Source organism: Bradyrhizobium sp. CCBAU 53421, assembly GCF_015291625.1.
GTDB lineage: Bacteria > Pseudomonadota > Alphaproteobacteria > Rhizobiales > Xanthobacteraceae > Bradyrhizobium.
On the sequence record NZ_CP030047.1, the window covers coordinates 7,804,972 to 7,823,768 of the forward strand.

Consider the following 18,797-nt stretch of genomic DNA (forward strand, 5'->3'; position numbering starts at 1 on the left):
AGCGCCGCCAGCGGTTCGGCTTCTCACTCGCTACCGTAGAACTTGCTTTGCCATGTCTTGAATTGAGTGGGATGTAACGCCTCTTCGATGCAGCCGAGGAACATCTTGCTTCTCGCGTTGACGCGCTCGCTGACATCCGCGCTATGCTCCATGTCCGTCTGCAAGGAGCGCACGGCAATCCAGTCTTTCGACGGGTCCTTGAGCAGGTCGAACAGGGTTCGGTTCTGGTAGGGATGGAATCGGAAGTGAGCGAAAGCGACCTTGGCCGAAATCTTGGCATCGCCCAGTGCGTCAGGAAGCGCCAGAAGATCGAGCCCCTCGAGCTCTCTCACCTGTTGCATCTGGCTCTGCGCTTCCTGGTACTGCTCGCGGCCCACCAATTGGTACATTCCGCGCGGTCGAAACAGCCAGCCGTCATCCGTCCCGGGCCGGTTCCCGAATGGATTTTTGTCATAGGCTAGAACAAAATTGGCCAATTCCCTGGGATGGTTGAGCAATGTGTCCATGCTGACGGGCGGCTTATTTGCCGCAACAAGATCACCGTTATTCTTGTCAATTCGATCGTGCCATTTGCGCGGCAGTTGCGAGGCTGCGCTGTAAGAGAAATCTTCGCTGCTGCGTGTAAAATCGGCGCTGTCATAGGAGATTGCGCCGAGGATATAGGCCAGGATATGGGGATCGGTTTCGTCGACGCGGTCCCATTCCTGCAGCAAGGCTTTGACCCGCTCGGCCTGAAAATAGGCCATATAGCTCTTTCGATATGGCGGAACGGGTGCAGGAGGCGGCGCATGGTTCTTGACCGATTCCGCCAGCTGCTGCTCATACGCGGCAAGTCTATCCTGGTACTTCTGATAGGCTCGTTCCTGCAACCACTTGCTCTCGTAACAGGCGAGCAATGGTTGCGGTTTGATCTTCGCAGCGGGGCGGTATTCTTTGTCGAGCTCATCGGCGTAAGCAGCCTTCGCAAGCTTGGCATCCCTGAGCGTTTCAAACGCCGATGCGACAGATCCGTTCAGTAGATGAAACAGCTTCACTTGCAAGCAATCGGCGTTGCTCTGCCTCTCGCGCGATTGATCGAAGTCGTCCTTGGGCACACAATCCCAGAAGCGGCCGCTGCTCAGCGAGATGATATCTTCGGTTTTCTGAGACAGCGTCCAACCGAGCGGCAGGCTGTAAAACAGGCCTTTGACGTCGGTTCGCCCGAAGGCTGGAAAGCGTTGCACGCTGGGAATGACATCGCTGTCCGGCCGATGCTCAATATTGGCGGCGTGATTGAGCGCAATATAGGTTCGAGAGCTTCGCGTGCTCAACAGCGCCCGTACCGGCTCCATCAGCTCGCCGAACATGAAGGAACCGTGATCTCCGAACTGGCCGCTTACCAAGGATAACAGGTAAATCCGGAACTTCGGCGCGTCGGAGGTACCCTTGATGCTATTGAGCCGCTCGATCAGGTCGAGCGCGGTCTCGATTCCAGAATTCTCGACATATCCACCGTCCACCAGGCGCGCTTGCGGATTGGCGGTCATGCAATCGTTCCTCAATGGGACCGTCGCGGCCGGAGTTACCCATGGAAACCGCGCGCTGGTAAAAGCAGCTGCGCTCAGCGGAATGGGCAGCGAGTGGCTCGTGACGGTTTGATCGGCCTCGGTGCCGGCCCGATCGAGCGCCGCCAGAATACAGAGATCTTTATCTTTTGAGTGTAGCGGATCGATGTCGAAGGGAGAGAACACAACCCGCTTGCCGCTACCGGCGTCCGTCGTATTCAACAACAGCGCCGGCATATTGTTGGATGGCGTCCAATGTGACTGAAAGTCGGCCTTCAGCAAATTGGATTGATCGCCGGCGCCCTTTTTGGCCTTGAGCATTCTGTCTGCAGCATTTTCCAGCGTGTATTCCAGAAAGCGCGCGCGATCAAAACTTGGAATCGCGACCGGAGAAAACAGCTGGGTAAAATCGGTAAATAGAAAGCCGGCAACCAAGGGCGACAGAAAATCCGTCTCCAACACGCTTGCAACGCGTTGTTCCACCGGTCCGGACGCATCGATATCCTCCGCCCGGCCGACGCCTGCCAAAAAGTCTGCGATTTTCGGGCATGTCTTTGCGTCGGGGACGGTCGCATCAGCTGGCGCGTTGTCGGCATGAAGTGCAGCCGCGAAGATCGCCGAGCCGACGCTTCCGCCGGAGACGCCGCTGATCGCAAACAGATGGCGCCGAAACGCCGGACAGAGATCCTGCATCCTGGCCAAAAAGCGCGCCGCGTTGTTGGCCGCGTAGATGCCTCCGCCCTGTGCCGCCACAATGAATACAGGATATTCTCCGAGCTTTTCGGCCTCGGCCACGCGCGGTTTTTGCAGAAGCCACTCATGAAATGCTTCGACCGCAGAGAGGCGTCTCTGCTCGCCTTGGCTGGTTGCAGTGGCCACGGTGCGCAGTCCGTGGTCGTCGCTTCCGAACAAGGAAGCAATCAGGAACAAGCCCCCAAAGACAAGCGGTATAAAAGGAAAATTGAGCCTGATCGTCAGCAATGCAAAATGGGTGGTGAGGCCGACCACGCACATCGTAAAGAGCGCGATCACGCCGAACGATCCGACGAATTGCGCAAGCCGGTCAGGAACCAAAACGAAGGCTGTTGTCAAAAGGGCAATGGCGCCGATCGTGAGCGCGAGAAATCTGTAACGGATGAAATAAACCATGTTGGCCCGGTTCGCGAGCGTCGCGGAGCGATCTCTCGATCCGATCCGCCAGGCGAATACGACAAAGCAGGCGAGCAGGATCAACATCGCAAAGGCGAGGATGAGCAGCATGTTTCGCTCGAAGGCCAGCGCCTGGTCCTGAATGCGGAAGATACTTCCGACTTCTTCGACCTCACCGATTTTTTCCGCCGGGCGCGAGACGAGTTGGCCTGCCGCAGCCGCGATGATCGGCAGCGCCCCGAGCACAACGGGCGCAGCTTTGATGTAAAAGGCCATCCGCCCCGTGGCGTACGGGATTTGGGGAAGCGTTGCGGTGGTAAGCTGAAAAGCGGCCGCCCAAATCGTCAGCGCAATCACGGCAAGCGCAATGAATTCCCTGACGGTTACCCACCCAATGTCGTCAGCTGCTATCCGGTAGAGCTCCTGGATCTGATCTGGCAGATACAGCAATATTGAGATGGCGAGCGAAAGAACAACGATCCACCGCAGGTTGCGCAATAGTGTAAAGAGCTGCTCGCGCACAGTCATCGCGTCATTTCTCCCATACGGTTCTTTCGGAGATCGCCCTTGAGCTAGGTGCAGTAGATTTAGCGTCCTCGAAGCTCGTATCTGTCGTGATCGAGCGCATGACGCCGCAGACGAGGGGCGGCATGCAAATAAACTGACAGCGATCCACAACCCGGCGACGCGCTGAAATTAAATAGCTTAACCTATAGTAGTGACGCGATTTATCGATGCGTTCCGCGCGGCGGTCAAGAGATTTTCGACACCGATCAATTGAAAACGTGGCGCCGCCGTTTCGCCCCGCCGGCACGCTCATTTGCGAATTTTTTCTTCAATTATTCGGTTCAGACGCAATAAACCCGCGAAGGTCTGCGAGCCGCTCTCTGTTCGTTGTTCAAGGATTAGTGGATCCTCATCGACAGAAGTTTGCTTCAACCTCAAGGGAATTAGAATCGACCGGCGATCAGCTGCGCGGTCCCAAGCTATCCTTCCAGCTAGAAGTCGACAGCAGGCTCGCGCTTGAACCACCCGCGAGACAGTCCTGAAATTGCCGCGCTGCAGACCAGATATTGTAGCGCCGCCGGTCGGCATCGACCGTGACGAACTCGATGACGCTCACGGCTCAGAGGCGACGCCCTGTGCGTGATGGACGTGCTGCCAATCGCCTGGTTCTCAGCGCTCCGCGCAAATCGCAAGAGGCGGATTCCTATGAGCTTGGTTTGATGAAGGCTGACCACTGGCGGCGCTCCGATCCGCGTCTTTACAGAAACGCGCCAGGTCCGACGCCAGCCCGATGGGCGGGCAGGTCCCCGGCGTCGGTTCAATCTCGCCCGGCAGTGCGCTGAATCCGCGCCCTATCTCCGCCGATCGGTCCTTCTTGTCTTACCGTCACCTTATCCCAATTCCCTATGAACTTGAGGGAAATACTCTCGAAATGGGCGAGTGAGATGGCTTATAGTCGCGTGAAGCGCGTACTAAGGGGGCCAACTCGGTGCACGACAGTTCGGGGGAAAGAGCCAGATGGCTGCGTGATTTGCTGCGCTTTCTGCCTCTGCGCAGCCAATTCGTGCTCTCGGGCAATACCCGCGACCTTCAGATGCACGAGATCGTTCCCGGTGAGGTGACCGCAGCACCGCTATCCCGGGTCTTGCCGGACATCTTAAAGGCAGCTGGTTATGCCCAGATCGTATGGTTCGATCTTCTGAACGGGTTTCGAGATATCGAGCCGGCAGACGGGAGCTCCCTCACCCGGTTGGGCCTTGTGCCGGCCAATGGCACCGCGGCAGGCGGCATCGACCTGCTATCGACGACGCTTGAACGCCACGTCACAGCTGAAGGACAGCCCTGCGCCCTCATCGTCGACTTCGCCTCCAGACTGGTGGCGCGAAGCGATGCGTTATCGCCTGCCGAGCACCAGCTTTTCTCGCGGGCGCTGATCTTATCGCATGCGGCGCGTGCCCGTCCGGCTGGCGACAAGCGGCTCCCCTTCTTCAATGCGGTCGTCTGGATCGTCGACAAGGAGGGCGATCTGCCCGATTGGTTCCTGATCGGAAACCCGAAGGTCAGACACATCCCGATCGGACGGCCGGATCATCTTGCCAGAAGAAGCATGATCCGCTCCCTCGCGCGGGGTCTGCCGGGCGCGCAGAACGCAGAACAATCGAAACTGGAGACGTGTACGCAAGAGTTCGTCGACGAGACCGAAGGCCTGCTGTTGCTGGATGTGAGCGCGGTCGCCCAGCTTGCCCGCAGCGAAGGCGTCCCATTCGACCGGATCGGAGATGCCGTAAGGCGTTTCAAGGTGGGCGTGACCGAGGATCCCTGGCGCAAGATCAGCCGTGACAAGATCAACTCGGGTGAAGACTTCGTCAGGCGCCGCGTCAAGGGACAGTCCCACGCTGTCACGCATATGCTGGATATCGTCAAGCGCGCGGTGACCGGAATCGGACAATCGCCGCGCGGCGGCCGACCAAGGGGTGTGGTTTTCCTTGCTGGGCCGACAGGCGTCGGCAAGACGGAGCTTGCGAAAACGATCACGAGCCTGCTGTTCGGCGATGAATCAGCCTATATCCGCTTCGACATGTCGGAGTTCAGCGCCGAACACTCCGACCAGCGGCTGATCGGCGCACCGCCGGGCTATGTCGGGTACGACGTCGGAGGCGAGCTGACCAACGCTATTCGCGAGAAACCGTTCAGCGTCGTCCTGTTCGATGAGATCGAAAAGGCGCACCCGAGGATTCTCGACAAGTTCCTGCAGGTTCTCGACGATGGCGTCCTCACCTCCGGACGAGGCGATCGCGTCTATTTCTCCGAAGCCTTCATTGTCTTCACCTCGAATTTAGGCATCTACGTACCCGGACCGTCGGGCGAGAGAATTGCCAACGTCACGCCGGAAGAGCCTTTTGATGCGGTCCGCAGCAAGGTCCGAGGTGAGATCGACAGGCACTTCAAGCAAGTCCTCAACCGGCCCGAGATATTGAACCGCATCGGAGAGAACGTCATCGTTTTCGACTTCATCCGCCCCGGGGTCGCAAACGAGATATTCGATTCAATGGTCGACAATCTGCTCAAGGACGTCAGTTCGCTGGGCTATGAGGTGAGCTTGTCCGCCGCCGCGCGCGAGGTCCTTCGCAGCCTTTGCCTGGCTGATCTTTCCAATGGCGGCCGAGGCATCCGCAACCAGGTCGAAGCTCACCTCATCAACCCGCTATCGCGGGCCCTGTTCGATCGGGGACCACAAGATTCGCGCAGCTACAGGATCGAACAGGTTCACCTGGGGACATCGACCTCGATCGATCTCGTGAGCGAGCAGCCTTCATGAGCACGATGGTCAATCTATCGCGCATCCATTTCCCGATCACGACCTTGGGGCCTGGACGGAGGATCGGAATTTGGTTTCAAGGATGCTCGATCCGTTGCCCCGGATGCATCTCCATGGATACCTGGGTGCAGGGGCGCGGAACGACGGTTGTCGACGACGTCGTCGAGGCTGTTGCGCCATGGCTTTCGACCGCCGACGGCATCACGATTTCGGGCGGAGAGCCTTTCGACCAGCGCGAGGCATTGTTCGATCTTCTGGCACGGCTTCGAGCTCGAACGGGTGCGGACATCCTGGTGTTTACGGGCTATCCCTGGACCGCCATCTGCGAAACGCTCGCGTGCGCGCCATCTCTGATCGACGCGGTCGTGTCCGGGCCGTTCGATATCGATGAGGCGCAGACGCTTGCGCTGCGCGGCAGTGATAATCAAAAGCTGCATCTCTTGACGCCGTTGGGCCGCGCCCGGTTTGCGAGCTTCGAGCGCAAGGTAGACGAAACAGATCGCAGCTTCGACGTCATGTTCGACGACAATGGGGACGTCTGGCTTGCCGGCATTCCCGCGCGCGGCGACTTCAGGCGGCTGCGACATATTCTCGAAGGCGATGGCTCGACGCTCGGTACTTCGGAAGACACCCGTTTCCTTTCTCGTTAAGAATTTTGCTGATGATCAGACTTTGCCCGAACTGCGATAGCGAACGGCCCGTCACCGAAATCTTCTGCGAAGGCGCGTTGAATGGCCAAACCTGCGGCTGGGACCTGTCGACGGTCGATATAACGGCGCCCGGAGCGACAAGACCGAAGCCGAATCCACTGCCAACGCCTGCTTCGAACGATCCGACCTGCCGAAATGGTCACCGAGCCTCTCCCGGCGATCTGATCTGCGCGATCTGCGGCGAGCCGACCATCGAAAGCAATGAGCTGCCCACACCGGATGCCGCCCTGCCCGAGCCATCGTCCGAGACTGAGACGATCGTGGACGGTTGGCACCTGCAGGACCGGATCGCCTCGTCCAGCACAGTCCGCGAACGCTTCCTCGCCACGCGCGCCAGCGACGGACAGCGCGGAATACTCACGCTTTACGCTGCAGGCTCAGAGCCGGATCAAGCGATCTACGATTTGCTCTTCAAGCTGCCTCGAGATCACGTCCCGCAATTCTTCGCAACCGGCCGCTGGCAAGAGCGCGCCTATGAGGTTGCTGAGGAATTCAAGGGTGGCACTCTGGCGGATTTTGCCGTCGATCCTGCCGATCCGGCGGCGATAGATAACCTGGTCGGCGAGCTCGCCCGGGCCGTTCACGCTCTCACCGAAGCCGGATTGCGACATAGGGACCTGCGCCCTTCAGTCATCTTTGTGCGGTCAAGGGAGCCACTGGATCTCGTCGTCGCAGGCTTTGGATCGGCACGGCTGTCCGAATTCGATCTCGATATCGTGTCTCCGCTCGAAACCACGCGCTATATGGCCCCCGAGGCGATAGCCGGCGGCGTCGCGCCGGCTTCCGACTGGTGGAGCATGGGGATGATCTTGCTGGAAAAGATCACCCAAGGCGCGTGTTTCGAAGGTATCAACGAGCAGGCCTTTCTGATCCACATTCTGACCAATGGCGTGCATCTGCCCGACCATCTGGACGGCCGGACCAACACCTTGCTGCGCGGTCTGTTGGCCCGCGACAGGCGTCAGCGCTGGCAGTGGAAGGAAGTTCAGGCGTGGCTGCGCGGAGAGAGTGTATCAGCTCCGTCATCCGAGCCCGCGGGCGACAACGAGGGGCGGGCCCCGATTTCGCTGGGCGGAAAGCAATATCGCTCCGCGAGCATGTTCGCATTGGCGGCGGCTGAGGCGGCCAACTGGGATCAGGCCAAGTCCCTCGTGCTGAGAGGCGCCGTTGCAAGTTGGGCTTCCGATGCCGGCTTTGACGCGGCGATTGCGGCGGGTCTTCGGCAAATCCTGCGGAGCGAAGATCTTCAGGAGGATTTAAAGCTCTCCATCTCCTTGAAGACGCTCAATCCTTCGATGCCCTTGATCGTCAGGGGCAATATCGTCACGCCGGGTTGGCTACTCGACCATCCAAGCGATGGTTATGCTCTGATCACCGGCCCGGCGCCCGACCTGCTCCGGAAAATCGATCCGGACGATTGGCTTTGGCGTCTAAAAGTCCGTTCGGACACGGTTCGAAAGCGCTTGGCCCAGCTCGAAATCACGGTCGAGGAAGACGCGCTGCGTGTCCACCTTCTGTCGACGTCCATGGCCCGCCTGGGCGCCCTCTGGGAAGAACGGCGAAAGCTTTTCCCCGATAGCGACCATGCCGGCGTGGCCACCCTCACCGAGCGCCGCATCTCGGCGGAAGAAGACCTCCTTATCCTGCTCAGCGCGACGTCGAACCAGTTCCGCTCTGCCTCGGAGGTCATCGAAGAGGCTGAAAAAGAGGCCTCCACCGCGGGGCTCGGCAGCTTTTCGGCCGAGAAGGCGATGGAACTGCTTGGCCGGCCGCGTCGCGAGATCTATCAGACGATCGATGAACGCATTCAAAACTTCGCCAGATGCAGTATCAAGCAAGTTGACGAGTGGGCGGATCAGTTCCGCCTGGACAGACGGATGCCGCTTGGGCGCGCGCTCGCTCTTCTCTGTGTTGACGAAGCCAGTTGGAAGCCGCTGCCAAAGCAAGGCTATGTGTCGACGATCCTCGACTTCTTCGCCAAGCGGATCTCCGGCGGCGTTTTGCGCGGGCCGCTGACGCGGATGCTGATCGGCGCATCGGCGAGGATCGATCTCACCGAGCTCGATACGTCCAGGGTCGCGGCGGCCGATATTCTCGATCAACTGCTCGCTCGCTCCAACCGGACAGTGAATCTCGATCCGGCCGCTTTCGCAGATGATGACGGCCTTGAGCGAAGGTTGCGATCGTTGCACTCCCGCTCCCTGCTCTACAAGCGCGATACCGGCATCGACGGCCTGTTCATGGGATTTCCGTTCCTGATCATGCGCGATAGCCGGCCGAACGCGAGGCCGCGGATTGCGCCGGTGTTGCTGTGGCCGGTGCGTGTCAACCCCGAGGTCGGAAACCGCGGTCATGTCACTTTAGGCTATGGACGCGAGAAAAATCCGGATACGGAGATCGAGCACGTTCTCGTCAATCCGGCCCTCGAGGGAATGGTCGGCGTGCCTGAGGCAAGACGTTGGCAAGACGCTGCCAACGAGCTCCTTACCCATGCAGGCTTGTCCGTGCAGGCCGTGATGGACGCCTTCAGCCGATTGGCTGAGCCTGTCGGCAACAAATTGACCGCCCTCCCCGGAAAGGACGTCAAGGTCGGCACCCAGGAACGTCAACTCGTGCCGGCAGCCGTGCTTTTCCATCTGGCGTTCATGGGTCAGGCCGTCATGAAGGACCTCGAGACGCTCCGGGGTTTACCGCCGACCGACACGGCACTCGAGGCGGCTCTGCGTCTGAACGAACCTCAACCGGCGCCTTCTGCAGCCCCGTCAGTAAAGGAGGCCGAGCGATACTTCACTGCCGATAGCGATCCCTCGCAGGAGGCGGCCGTCCTTGAAGCCCGTCAGGCCCCGGGGCTGGTCATCGAAGGGCCTCCGGGAACTGGCAAGAGCCAGACCATCGTCAACATGGTCGCGGATGCGATCGGCACGGGAAAATCGCTCCTCGTGATCTGCCAGAAGCAGGCCGCTCTCGAGGTGGTGCGAAAGCGCTTGGACAAGGAGCGCCTGACGGATCGCTTCGTCATGATCACGGACGCCAATCGCGACCGCGAGGCGATCGTCGGCGCCGTCCGCTCGCAGGTGCAGACCTTGCACAACCTGCCCCGCGGCGGATCTTCGGCCTGGAAGCTGGAACGCGAGCGCCTCGCGGCGCGCATCGAGACGCTCGAGACGGAGCTCGACCGCCGGCAGATCGCGCTTCATGCGGTGGACGATCGCACCGGATTGTCCTACCGAGCGCTGCTCGGCGAACTGCTCGAGATCGAAGAAGGTGCCCCAAAACCCATCGATGCGCCTGAACTGCGCCCTTTGCTGTCGGATCTGCATCCCGCGGACGTAGCGACGATCGAGGAGAATTGCGGCCCGCTTGCCAAATTCTGGCTGCCATCGAAATTCGAGGACAATCCGCTCTCGGCCCTCAAGCCGTTCAATCCCGACCGGGGAACAACGGCCGCCATCGCTTCGCATCTGCAAACATTCTTGCAAGTCGACGCCCGGCGGGAGCAGACCGATGCTGAGACGTCGAACTGCCTGAAAATATCGGATGCGGCGGAATTGAAGTCGTGGCTTGCCGAAGCGGACGAGCTTCGCTCGATCAGCGATTCGGTATGCGCAAATCTTGCTCGATTGCGGCCACTGTTCCGTAAAGTCGAGGATGGGGTAACGGAAGCCAATCGCATTCTCGAGGGCCTGTTGCAGATCAAGGAAATCCTTTCATCGCTCCAAGGCCCGGCCTATAAGCCGAATTTTTGCTTGAAGCTTGTTGCCTTCAACGAGGAGGAGCTCAACTCCGCCGGCGAGCTCGCGGGCCAGGTTCGCTTGCCGGCCAGTGCCCTACAATGGATGAACCCGCTACATTGGCTAAGAACGCGGCGTGCACGCGAGCTGCTTGGCTCGTTGCAGCTCCCGAAAGATGCCAGTGCCATCAGCTCGTTATATTATGCGGTCGAGCTCGAACTGGCCATGCGTCAGCCGAGGCGCGAGCTCGAGCAATATTTCATTGCCCTCTTCGGCCGAGCCCCCAATCTGGATCTGTCGCCCGGTAAGCTTGCCGATCTTGCCGAGCGCCTTGGTTCGTTCCTCAACGGTCTGGGCGGCCACAATGTGCTCATCGATCGGTGCCCGAGCCGGCCCGAGCTCGATCAAGCCCTCTCGGCCGGAACCACTGAAGAACTCGGCTTGTTCTTTGAGCGGGCGGATCTGGCGCTCAGAAGGCACGATGCGAGAGAGGAGAGCCGCCTCGTCCTGGATCGGCTCAAGCCCTATTTCGACGAGCTGTGGCTCGGATCAAGACGCTCGGCGATCGAGAATGGACGTTCGAACGCCAGCGCGGTCGCCGAGATCGTCGAGGCTCTGCCGATGCTGAGCAACTACCAGGAATTTAGACTTCGATCTTCCCGCCTGGGCGAGAAGGAGCGAGCCATCTTCGCCACTCTCAGGTCCAGGGAGAGCGAACTGTTGACCCTGGCTTCCGAAGATCTCGACGCCTGTATTCGCGCCACCATCGGGCGCGAGGCCCGTCTTTCATGGAAGGCCGCCATGGAGGGCGCGAACCCTGACGTGTTGTTCGATGGCGACGAGCTGGAGGCCAAGGTAAAATCGCTCGCGGAAGCCGACGCGCAAATCCGCAAGTACAATAGGGATCTTCTCGTCCAAGGTATCGACGCGGCAAAGGTCCGTCCGACGACCGAGTGGGACGCGATCACCAAGCTGCGTGGGCCGAGAGCGTTAAGATTGCGCGAATTCATCGACCGGGCCGCTTCGCTCGGTCTGTTCGCGCTCCGCCCGGTCTGGCTCATGACGCCAGACGTCGCCAGCCGCGTGCTGCAACCTCGCGCCGGCCTCTTTGACACCGTCATCTTTGACGAGGCGTCTCAGATGCCGGTCGAATACGCCTTGCCATCCCTGTTTCGAAGCCGGCTCGTCGTTGTTAGCGGCGACGAAAAGCAGATGCCACCGACCTCCTTCTTCGCAAGCAAGGTCGAAAACGATGAAGCGGCGATATTCGACGGGGAAGAGCCAGAAGAAGGGGCAAGCGAAGAGGAACGCGAGGCCTTTGCCGAGACGTGGAATCGCAGAGAGATCAAGGACTGCCCCGACCTCCTCCAACTCGCCCGCTCCGTACTTCGGACCCGTACTCTGCAGGTGCACTATCGCTCGAAATATCGGGAGCTGATTTCATTCTCGAACGCATCGTTCTACGCCAACACCCTTAGCGTTCCCGTTCGCCATCCCCAGGAAACAATCCGCAGGCTCAAGCCGATTGAGGTGGTACGCTCGGGCGACACTTACAAGAGCCAAACCAACCAAAAGGAAGCCAGCGATGTGGTGGAATACCTCTGCAGGCTTTGGGAGGATCCCTCGCCCCCGTCAGTCGGCGTCGTCACCTTCAACCGCAAGCAGGCCGATGCCATAGAAGATGCATTGGAAGACCGCGCCGAAAGCGATGCAGCATTTCGCGAGGCCTTGATGCGCGAGCGCGAACGTATCGAGCACGGCGAAGACATGGGCTTTTTCGTCAAGAACGTGGAGAATGTGCAGGGCGATGAGCGCGACATCATCGTCTTTTCAACGACCTTCGGTCGCAACGAGCACGGGGTCTTCCGCAAGAGCTTCGGCGCACTGGGCCACGCCGGGGGCGAGCGTCGCTTGAACGTCGCGGTGACAAGGGCAAGGGAGAAGGTAGTCATCGCCACATCCATGCCGGTGCCGGAAATATCGGATCTGCTGACGCGACGGAGCGGTCCCAGGGTGCCGCGCGACTACCTGCAAGGCTATCTTGAATATGCCAGGACTGTATCCGATGGCCTCGCAGATACCGGAAAGACCCTTCTGGACCGGATGGTCACCGAACAGCGTCCCCATGACGAAGCTGGAAATCACGAAGAGGACGGCTTCACAAAGTCCGTCGAAGCCTTCCTGCACGCGAATGGCTACAAGCCCAGCCGGGCTCGCGATGGCGGCGCATTCAGCCTCGATTTCGCCGTGACCGACCCCCGTACCGGCCTTTATGCGATCGGCGTGGAATGCGACGCGCCCCGACATCGTTTGCTGGAAAGAGCGCGTGCGCGCGAGATCTGGCGTCCGAAAGTGTTGGGAAGAGCCGTTCCCCACGTCCATAGAGTTTCGTCCTATGCCTGGACTCATGCCGGAGACGCCGAACGCCTGCGGCTCAAGAACGCTGTCGAAGGCGCGCTTCGTGGGGGAGAATTGCAATGAGTGGGCCCAAAGCATTCAGGATTGTTACCCGAGCCGAGATCATCGCCATCTGTCGTCGCAACCTGGCGAGGCTCGACGCCGCGATCGAAAGCTGGACCGCAGCCGGCAGACGCAGCGGGACGCTTGAGCAAAAGGACATCGAAAAGGTCATGGCCCGGCGAGAAGAGCTTTATCGCCTGCTCGACGATGATCGTTTCGTCGAGCTGCAGAAGCAGGTCGCGGCCGAGATCGGCTTCCTTCAGATGGATTCCGATCGGCGGGTCGAAAGGGCCGCCGAACTGGCGGCGCGTTCAAAGCGTGATTTGAGGCGCTCGAGAGCAGCAGCCGAGGCGCTGCTTGAGAGACTGCAAGCTTTGAAGGTCGAGATTCCCGCCGACATTCGAAGCGAGCTTGGCGGCTCGGCCGGGTCTTTCGAGCGCCTGGAAGCGGCTATGGCAAGGGCACTGTTGCTGCTCCCTTCTCAAGCGACGCAGGATACCTCGACAGACCGCCAACGCGCACTTGCCGAGCAGCTAGGCGCCGGCGAACGCCGTGACACGCTGCAGGAATGGCTTTCGCGACAACCTCAGGAGATGGAGGATCCGGCCTTGGGCCGCGTCGACGCTGTCCTTGGCGAGTTGCGCGGTCTCGGCATCGATTCGTCACCATTCTCGGACCGCGTCGCGCTCCTGGAAGCAGAGCCCGCGGCTCGAAGATCGCTTGTCGCCGATAGCCTTTTATTGGACTTGGCGGCAGCCGTGAAGGATGGCCGCGCCCGGGCGCGACTAGCTGACGAGCTTCGGCAACGACGCGCGGAACTCACCGTGATGAGGTCACCTGAGGCAGCCTCGCTGCTCAACGAAATCGAAGAGACGCTTTCCTCACCGTCAGCGAGCAACGGTCAAGACCTCGTCGAGCGCGCGGACCTTCTCATCGAGGAAGAATTCAAGGCGATGGCCGCCGCGGAGCGCAGGCGTGCGGTCCTCGAAGGCCTCGCCAGCCTGGGATACGAGGTATCCGAGGGAATGGCGACCGCATGGGTTCAAAATGGTCAGATCGTGCTGCGCAAGGCGGCCAATCCTGGCTATGGTGTAGAACTTCTGGGCGGATCGAAATCGGATCTCCTCCAGGTACGGGCCGTAGGGATCGGCAGCTCGGCCGAAATTCGCGATAGGAGCCGTGACCGCGACATGGAAACGATCTGGTGCGGCGAGTTTGACCGGTTGAAGGCGCTGGTAGCTACCGCAGGCGGCAACGTTGCGATGGAATTCGCAAGGCCGGCCGGTCAATTCCCTCTGAAGATTGTCTCAGGTCCGGGCGTAAGCCATCAAGCCGAAGTTGTCGAAAGATCGTATCGAGGACTACCACTCAACCGTCACAATTAGGAATCTGCAAAAAACCAGTCACCAAGCTAAGGAACGTGATCTTGCAGATGCTGGCGAACATCAAACAGAGTATCGCTTTTTGCGCGATCGAGAGCTTTTGTGGCAACTGCTTTATAGCCGTCCCTTATGATTAGACCGTCTGTTGCCCGGACAGAAATTCAGGATTGGCTCATCGAGACGTGCTGCAGCGGTATGTCGCTGCGGTGACTCGACCGAACATGGTGTTCGCAGCTGGTTCCGCCCGAAGGGACACATCGTCGTCGACAGTGCGAATGGCTCGCCACGGTAACGCTCAAATTCCTCGCTTGAGCGCGATTTTTAGCGAATTTCACCAGTGTCGTCGCGCTACGCATTCTCCCTCGCGCTGACGGGACTATGCCCGCGCGCTGCCCGCATATTAATCAAAAACGCAATTGCGAATCTCAATCTTTGATTGATATTAGTGAAAAACTCACCCAACTACATTCAAGGAGAATTATGTCAAAGGTTGCTCCCTACCACACGGATTCGCCCGAATATCCCCCTCTCACCGCAACGTCTATCACGACCACGACAACTGCCCGGCCGGAAAACACATCAAGCAATGGCACCGTAAAGCCGGTTCAGCTGGTAGGCCACGTTGCGATGATTGCAAGAAGCTCGGTTAGGTCGCGAATGCTCCACACGGCACGGACCGCAGTTCAACGCCGAGCCAGGTCCGCGTAGGTTAATAAATTTTGCGCGGCGGCGCATGTCGCCGCGCGTTTCTATCAGCATGACTATCGACTGCAACCCTGCAAACAATATCCCGCACCCATCTTCTCACTCTCCCGTTACGACACATTCACAGAACAAGGTACGGCTCGATATAATATCGGTCCTCGAGGCGACACGCAGCTGGCGCCGCCTTGTTAAAGGACGGAAGCCGGTGTCGCCGGAAATCGAAACCATCGTCGATTGCGGGTTCGATGCTCACACTGCCCGCTCACTTGCAGTGAGGTTTAAAAACTACTTGGCGTTGCGTTGTTATGGGCAGTAGCCGGTTATAGTTCGCGTGTCATTCCGACGCTTCACCACAAACTCCATTTACCCTGATTCATACGGAACTGTTCACCTGGCTTGGATTCATCACAAGGTCACCACGGTGTCGCTAAGCCCGATCTATTTCACCTCCCCCGGGCTTCCGCACCAAATGGAAGGCCTGAGATCCGATGCAATAGAGAGCTTCCCACGCACCGCGGAAACGCGGTTCCTCAACTGCGGTGACTGGAAGTGGAAGATCCTGTTCGGCGACCTGACCGAGGACGGAGGATGCGAGAACTCCGCCGAATACTGTGGCGGCCGCTGCTGGAGCGGACTTGAAGAGGTGCCGGCAACGGATTCTTTTCCGATGATGCGAAGGGTTGCCGTTATGGCCCCTTGGGAGCTGCAGACACTTCGTCCGGATCGACCTCCTCGGGAAGAAGTGGCTCCTCGCCGAACGGGCGATTGATGATGCTCAGCGCTTCGGTGGCCGCATAGACGCGGTTGCGCAAGTAACCAGTACGCTCCGCCAGAATGCCAACCTCTTCCAGTTGAACGATCGCTTGATGGACTTGCGGAGGACTGATCTCGAGAAGTTCGCCAAGTCGCTTGGCCGTCACGACTGGATAATTGTGAAGTTCGTCGAGTGCGCGCGCGGCCGCCGATCCCCTTCTGAATTTGCGGCGTTCCCTCCAAACGTTGGACAGTTCGGACAGCGCCTCACGGGTCCGCATGAGTTCGTCGACCGTTCCGGTGACGGCGTCGGCCATGAACGTGATAATCGGCTGCCAGTCCAGTCGCTGTTGAGCATCCTTGAGCGAGGCGTAGTACGCTTCCTTTTTGCTTTCGATATACGGCGACAGGTACAAGGGGACGTGCTTCTCCGCCGCCATCATAAGCGGAAGAAGGAGGCGGCCGACGCGGCCGTTGCCATCGCGGAAGGGATGTACCGCTTCGAAATGAGCGTGCGCGATGGCCATGCGCGTAATGAACCCTTGAGTCATCTGCTGCATGCCCTCGTTCCGCAGGAAGTCGATGGTCTGAGCGAGGCAGTCGGGAACATCGGCTGGGGGCGGAGGATTCAAGCTCGAATACGCGATATCGCCTTTTCCGCCGATCCATACTACGCGGTTGCGGAGATCACCGGGGACGTCCTGGTAGTCTGGATCGTCCTTCATCACGGCGCGATGGAGATTTTGGATCAACTCCATCGTGAAGACGCCGTATCCATCCTTCGCCGCCAGCGGAATGAATCCATCCAGTGCCACGGCGTAGTTTCTTACCTGACGTGCTTCATCCCTGGCACCATCGTCCCCCGTCTCTTCCACGGAAAGCAGTTCGTCGAGGGTGCTCTGGGTACCTTCGATCGACGACGAACTGACCGCCTCGCGTCTGGTCAGCACGCGGCTGACGATGTAGGGGTCCTTCATCTGCGCCGCGATGGCGTCGACCTTGCCGAAAGCCGCTTGGGCAGCATCCAGAGCTTTCGCCGCCCCAGCTACCGAAACGCCCTCCTCGGGCGGCGCCGGCGGAACGACTCCGTAATGTGAATCGTACGGCGGCGGCAACCGCTTGAGGGTCTCCCGGATGGTGTGGCTGAGATCGCTCCGCTTCATGAAAAGCCAAAATTTGCTGTTGGATTTCCTATTTATAATTAGGGTTTCAGTAAAAAGCCATAACAATGCGCGACCTTTGAAGCCAAAAATAGGGGGTCCGTAAGTCGGCCGAAAGAGGCTCGACCACGTTTGCTCGCTATATGTTCCAGCCCTCGTCGCAACCGACCGACTGGCGAGCTGGCGAATGCGCACCCAGGGACAGTTGGAAAGACTAGTCTAGCTCGCGCCCTCCCCAACGACGGCGCGCACCTGCCCACCGCGCCGTCTCTGGTCAACGAAATGCGCAAGCCTCGCAGCAGTATCGCATTTACCGCGGTGGGATTGGCGTGAACCGGCTCGAGTCGGGACCGGAAGCCGCAACGCACGTGCAACGGGAGTGATCATTGCGCTGCGCAATCACCGGCCTCGCGGCCTTTCGAAGCGGCTGGGATATTCTTTATTCTGACGACGGAGAAGGTATTGATGGAGACAGGACAGGCACAGCGGAGTGCAGGTCCTTCTACGGACAACCGCAATCATGTGCTGCAGGGAAAGCTCAGTTCGCCTGGTCCAGGTTTGGTCCAAGCAGCAATTATTGGAGGCAACGACCCGACTATAGGGATCTTGCAGTTGGAGGAGCGGCCGACGTCCCCTGAGTCTCTTCGCCCATACACAGGAGCCGCCCTCTTGCGGTCGGTGGCGGAACTTTCGGGGAAATTATCGCGACGATCACGACAGCGGTAACTTGGGATCGAGCTCCTCCTGCTCGACAGTTTTGGCGCCTTCTTGGGCGAGATATGCGGCAAGTTCTGCGATGCAGGACTCTGCCGGGCATCGCGCCGGCGCGCCCTTTCTCGGCGGCACCTGTCCCGACCGCTCGGCGATGTCGACGCTCATGAGGTGCGGACGTAGCAGACGTCCGAAAGCGCGCTCGATCGTGTGGAAGATCCAGGTTCCGTCCGGATCGATGTCCGACCAGTGGAAGATCGGTGTCTGTGGCGACACCATTTCGCCGATCACGCGCAATGCTTGCTGGGTAGCGAGCGAAGGATAGCCCCCCACATACAACGTCGCGCCAAGTCGATCGGGATCGGCTTCAGTGATATGCCTGTTGAAGCTCGCGAAGTTTTCGATCGTCAGGACGTACGCCGGGGGCTTGCGGAAGCGAATGCGATCCGCCTCCTTTGGTGCGATCCCGAGATAATGCGGACAGATGCTGGACAGATCGGCCCCGTCGAGATCGATCTGCCCCGCGATCAGGAGCGGAGGCGCGAAGCGCTCCAGGCCGATCGTCCGTAGCGCCTCCCGAGGGCGGGCGCCGGGCGGCAACTCAAGGATTCCGCCGAGGAGACGGACCACGGCACCCTCGACGTGTTCCAGCGCCTTGCTGTCACCCACGATCTTCCGCGAGAATGTTTTGTAATCCACGTCGAGGTGTTTGCCATCGAGAACCGCCTGAGCGAGGGCAAATGCACCCCGCAGCTTGTCGACGTCGGACGCGAAGAAGCCGTGCCAGCTCTTCCCTCGCCCCCAAGCGTCCGCGATCGAGGAGACTGGCTCCGCCAGGCGACCGTCGAGGGCGAGGCCAGCGACGAGGCGCGTTCCGGCGTCCCGCGCGATCTGGGATGATGGGATGCGACCGAGGTGGTGGTACAGGGGTTCGGCGGCCTGGAGCCTGACATGCGCAATCTGGTCCCGCCTGGCTCCGCGCCCCCGACCAAGAATGACGGCGCCGATTTCTTCGGCGAGCGCAACCTGCTTCAGGAAGGCGTCGGCGGCGACTACGGAAGGAAACGCGTCGTAGTCCGGATGCGCGATGGGACTCGCGGCTCCGCCTTCATAACGGTCCAGCAAGTCATTGAGCAGGCCGGTTGCGTCGGTGAAGCGGCGAGCCAT

The 18,797-nt window shown here is 59.8% G+C and carries 7 protein-coding genes; 4 read left to right on the forward strand and 3 right to left on the reverse strand.

Annotated features, from left to right (window positions below):
• Positions 1-23: 23 nt before the first annotated feature.
• The gene (locus tag XH92_RS36425; protein ID WP_246787932.1) at positions 24-3,221 is read right to left on the reverse strand and encodes a hypothetical protein; all 3,198 of its coding nucleotides are present in this window, start codon (positions 3,219-3,221) and stop codon (positions 24-26) included.
• Positions 3,222-4,188: 967 nt separating this feature from the next.
• On the opposite strand from XH92_RS36425, the gene XH92_RS36430 reads away from it, so the two are divergent.
• From XH92_RS36430 to XH92_RS36445, 4 genes are read left to right on the forward strand one after another with little or no spacing between them, the layout of a single operon-like run.
• On the forward strand, positions 4,189-6,018 hold the full coding sequence (locus tag XH92_RS36430) for an AAA family ATPase (protein WP_246787933.1): 1,830 nt from the start codon (positions 4,189-4,191) through the stop codon (positions 6,016-6,018).
• Between the two features lie 5 nt (positions 6,019-6,023).
• Positions 6,024-6,668, forward strand: a complete 645-nt coding sequence (locus XH92_RS36435; protein WP_246788619.1) for a 4Fe-4S single cluster domain-containing protein — start codon at positions 6,024-6,026, stop codon at positions 6,666-6,668.
• Positions 6,669-6,679: 11 nt separating this feature from the next.
• Positions 6,680-12,940 (forward strand): AAA domain-containing protein, encoded by a 6,261-nt coding sequence (locus XH92_RS36440; protein ID WP_194456376.1) that lies wholly within the window; start codon positions 6,680-6,682, stop codon positions 12,938-12,940.
• Positions 12,937-14,304 (forward strand): hypothetical protein, encoded by a 1,368-nt coding sequence (locus tag XH92_RS36445; protein ID WP_194456377.1) that lies wholly within the window; start codon positions 12,937-12,939, stop codon positions 14,302-14,304. The genes XH92_RS36440 and XH92_RS36445 overlap by 4 nt, the downstream gene beginning before the upstream one ends.
• A gap of 1,388 nt (positions 14,305-15,692) precedes the next feature.
• Here the strand turns inward: XH92_RS36445 and XH92_RS36450 are convergent.
• Positions 15,693-16,922, reverse strand: coding sequence for a Fic family protein (locus tag XH92_RS36450; protein WP_194456378.1), 1,230 nt, complete (start codon positions 16,920-16,922; stop codon positions 15,693-15,695).
• A gap of 708 nt (positions 16,923-17,630) precedes the next feature.
• Entirely contained in the window at positions 17,631-18,797 is a 1,167-nt protein-coding gene (locus XH92_RS36455; protein ID WP_194456379.1) for a Wadjet anti-phage system protein JetD domain-containing protein, read from the reverse strand.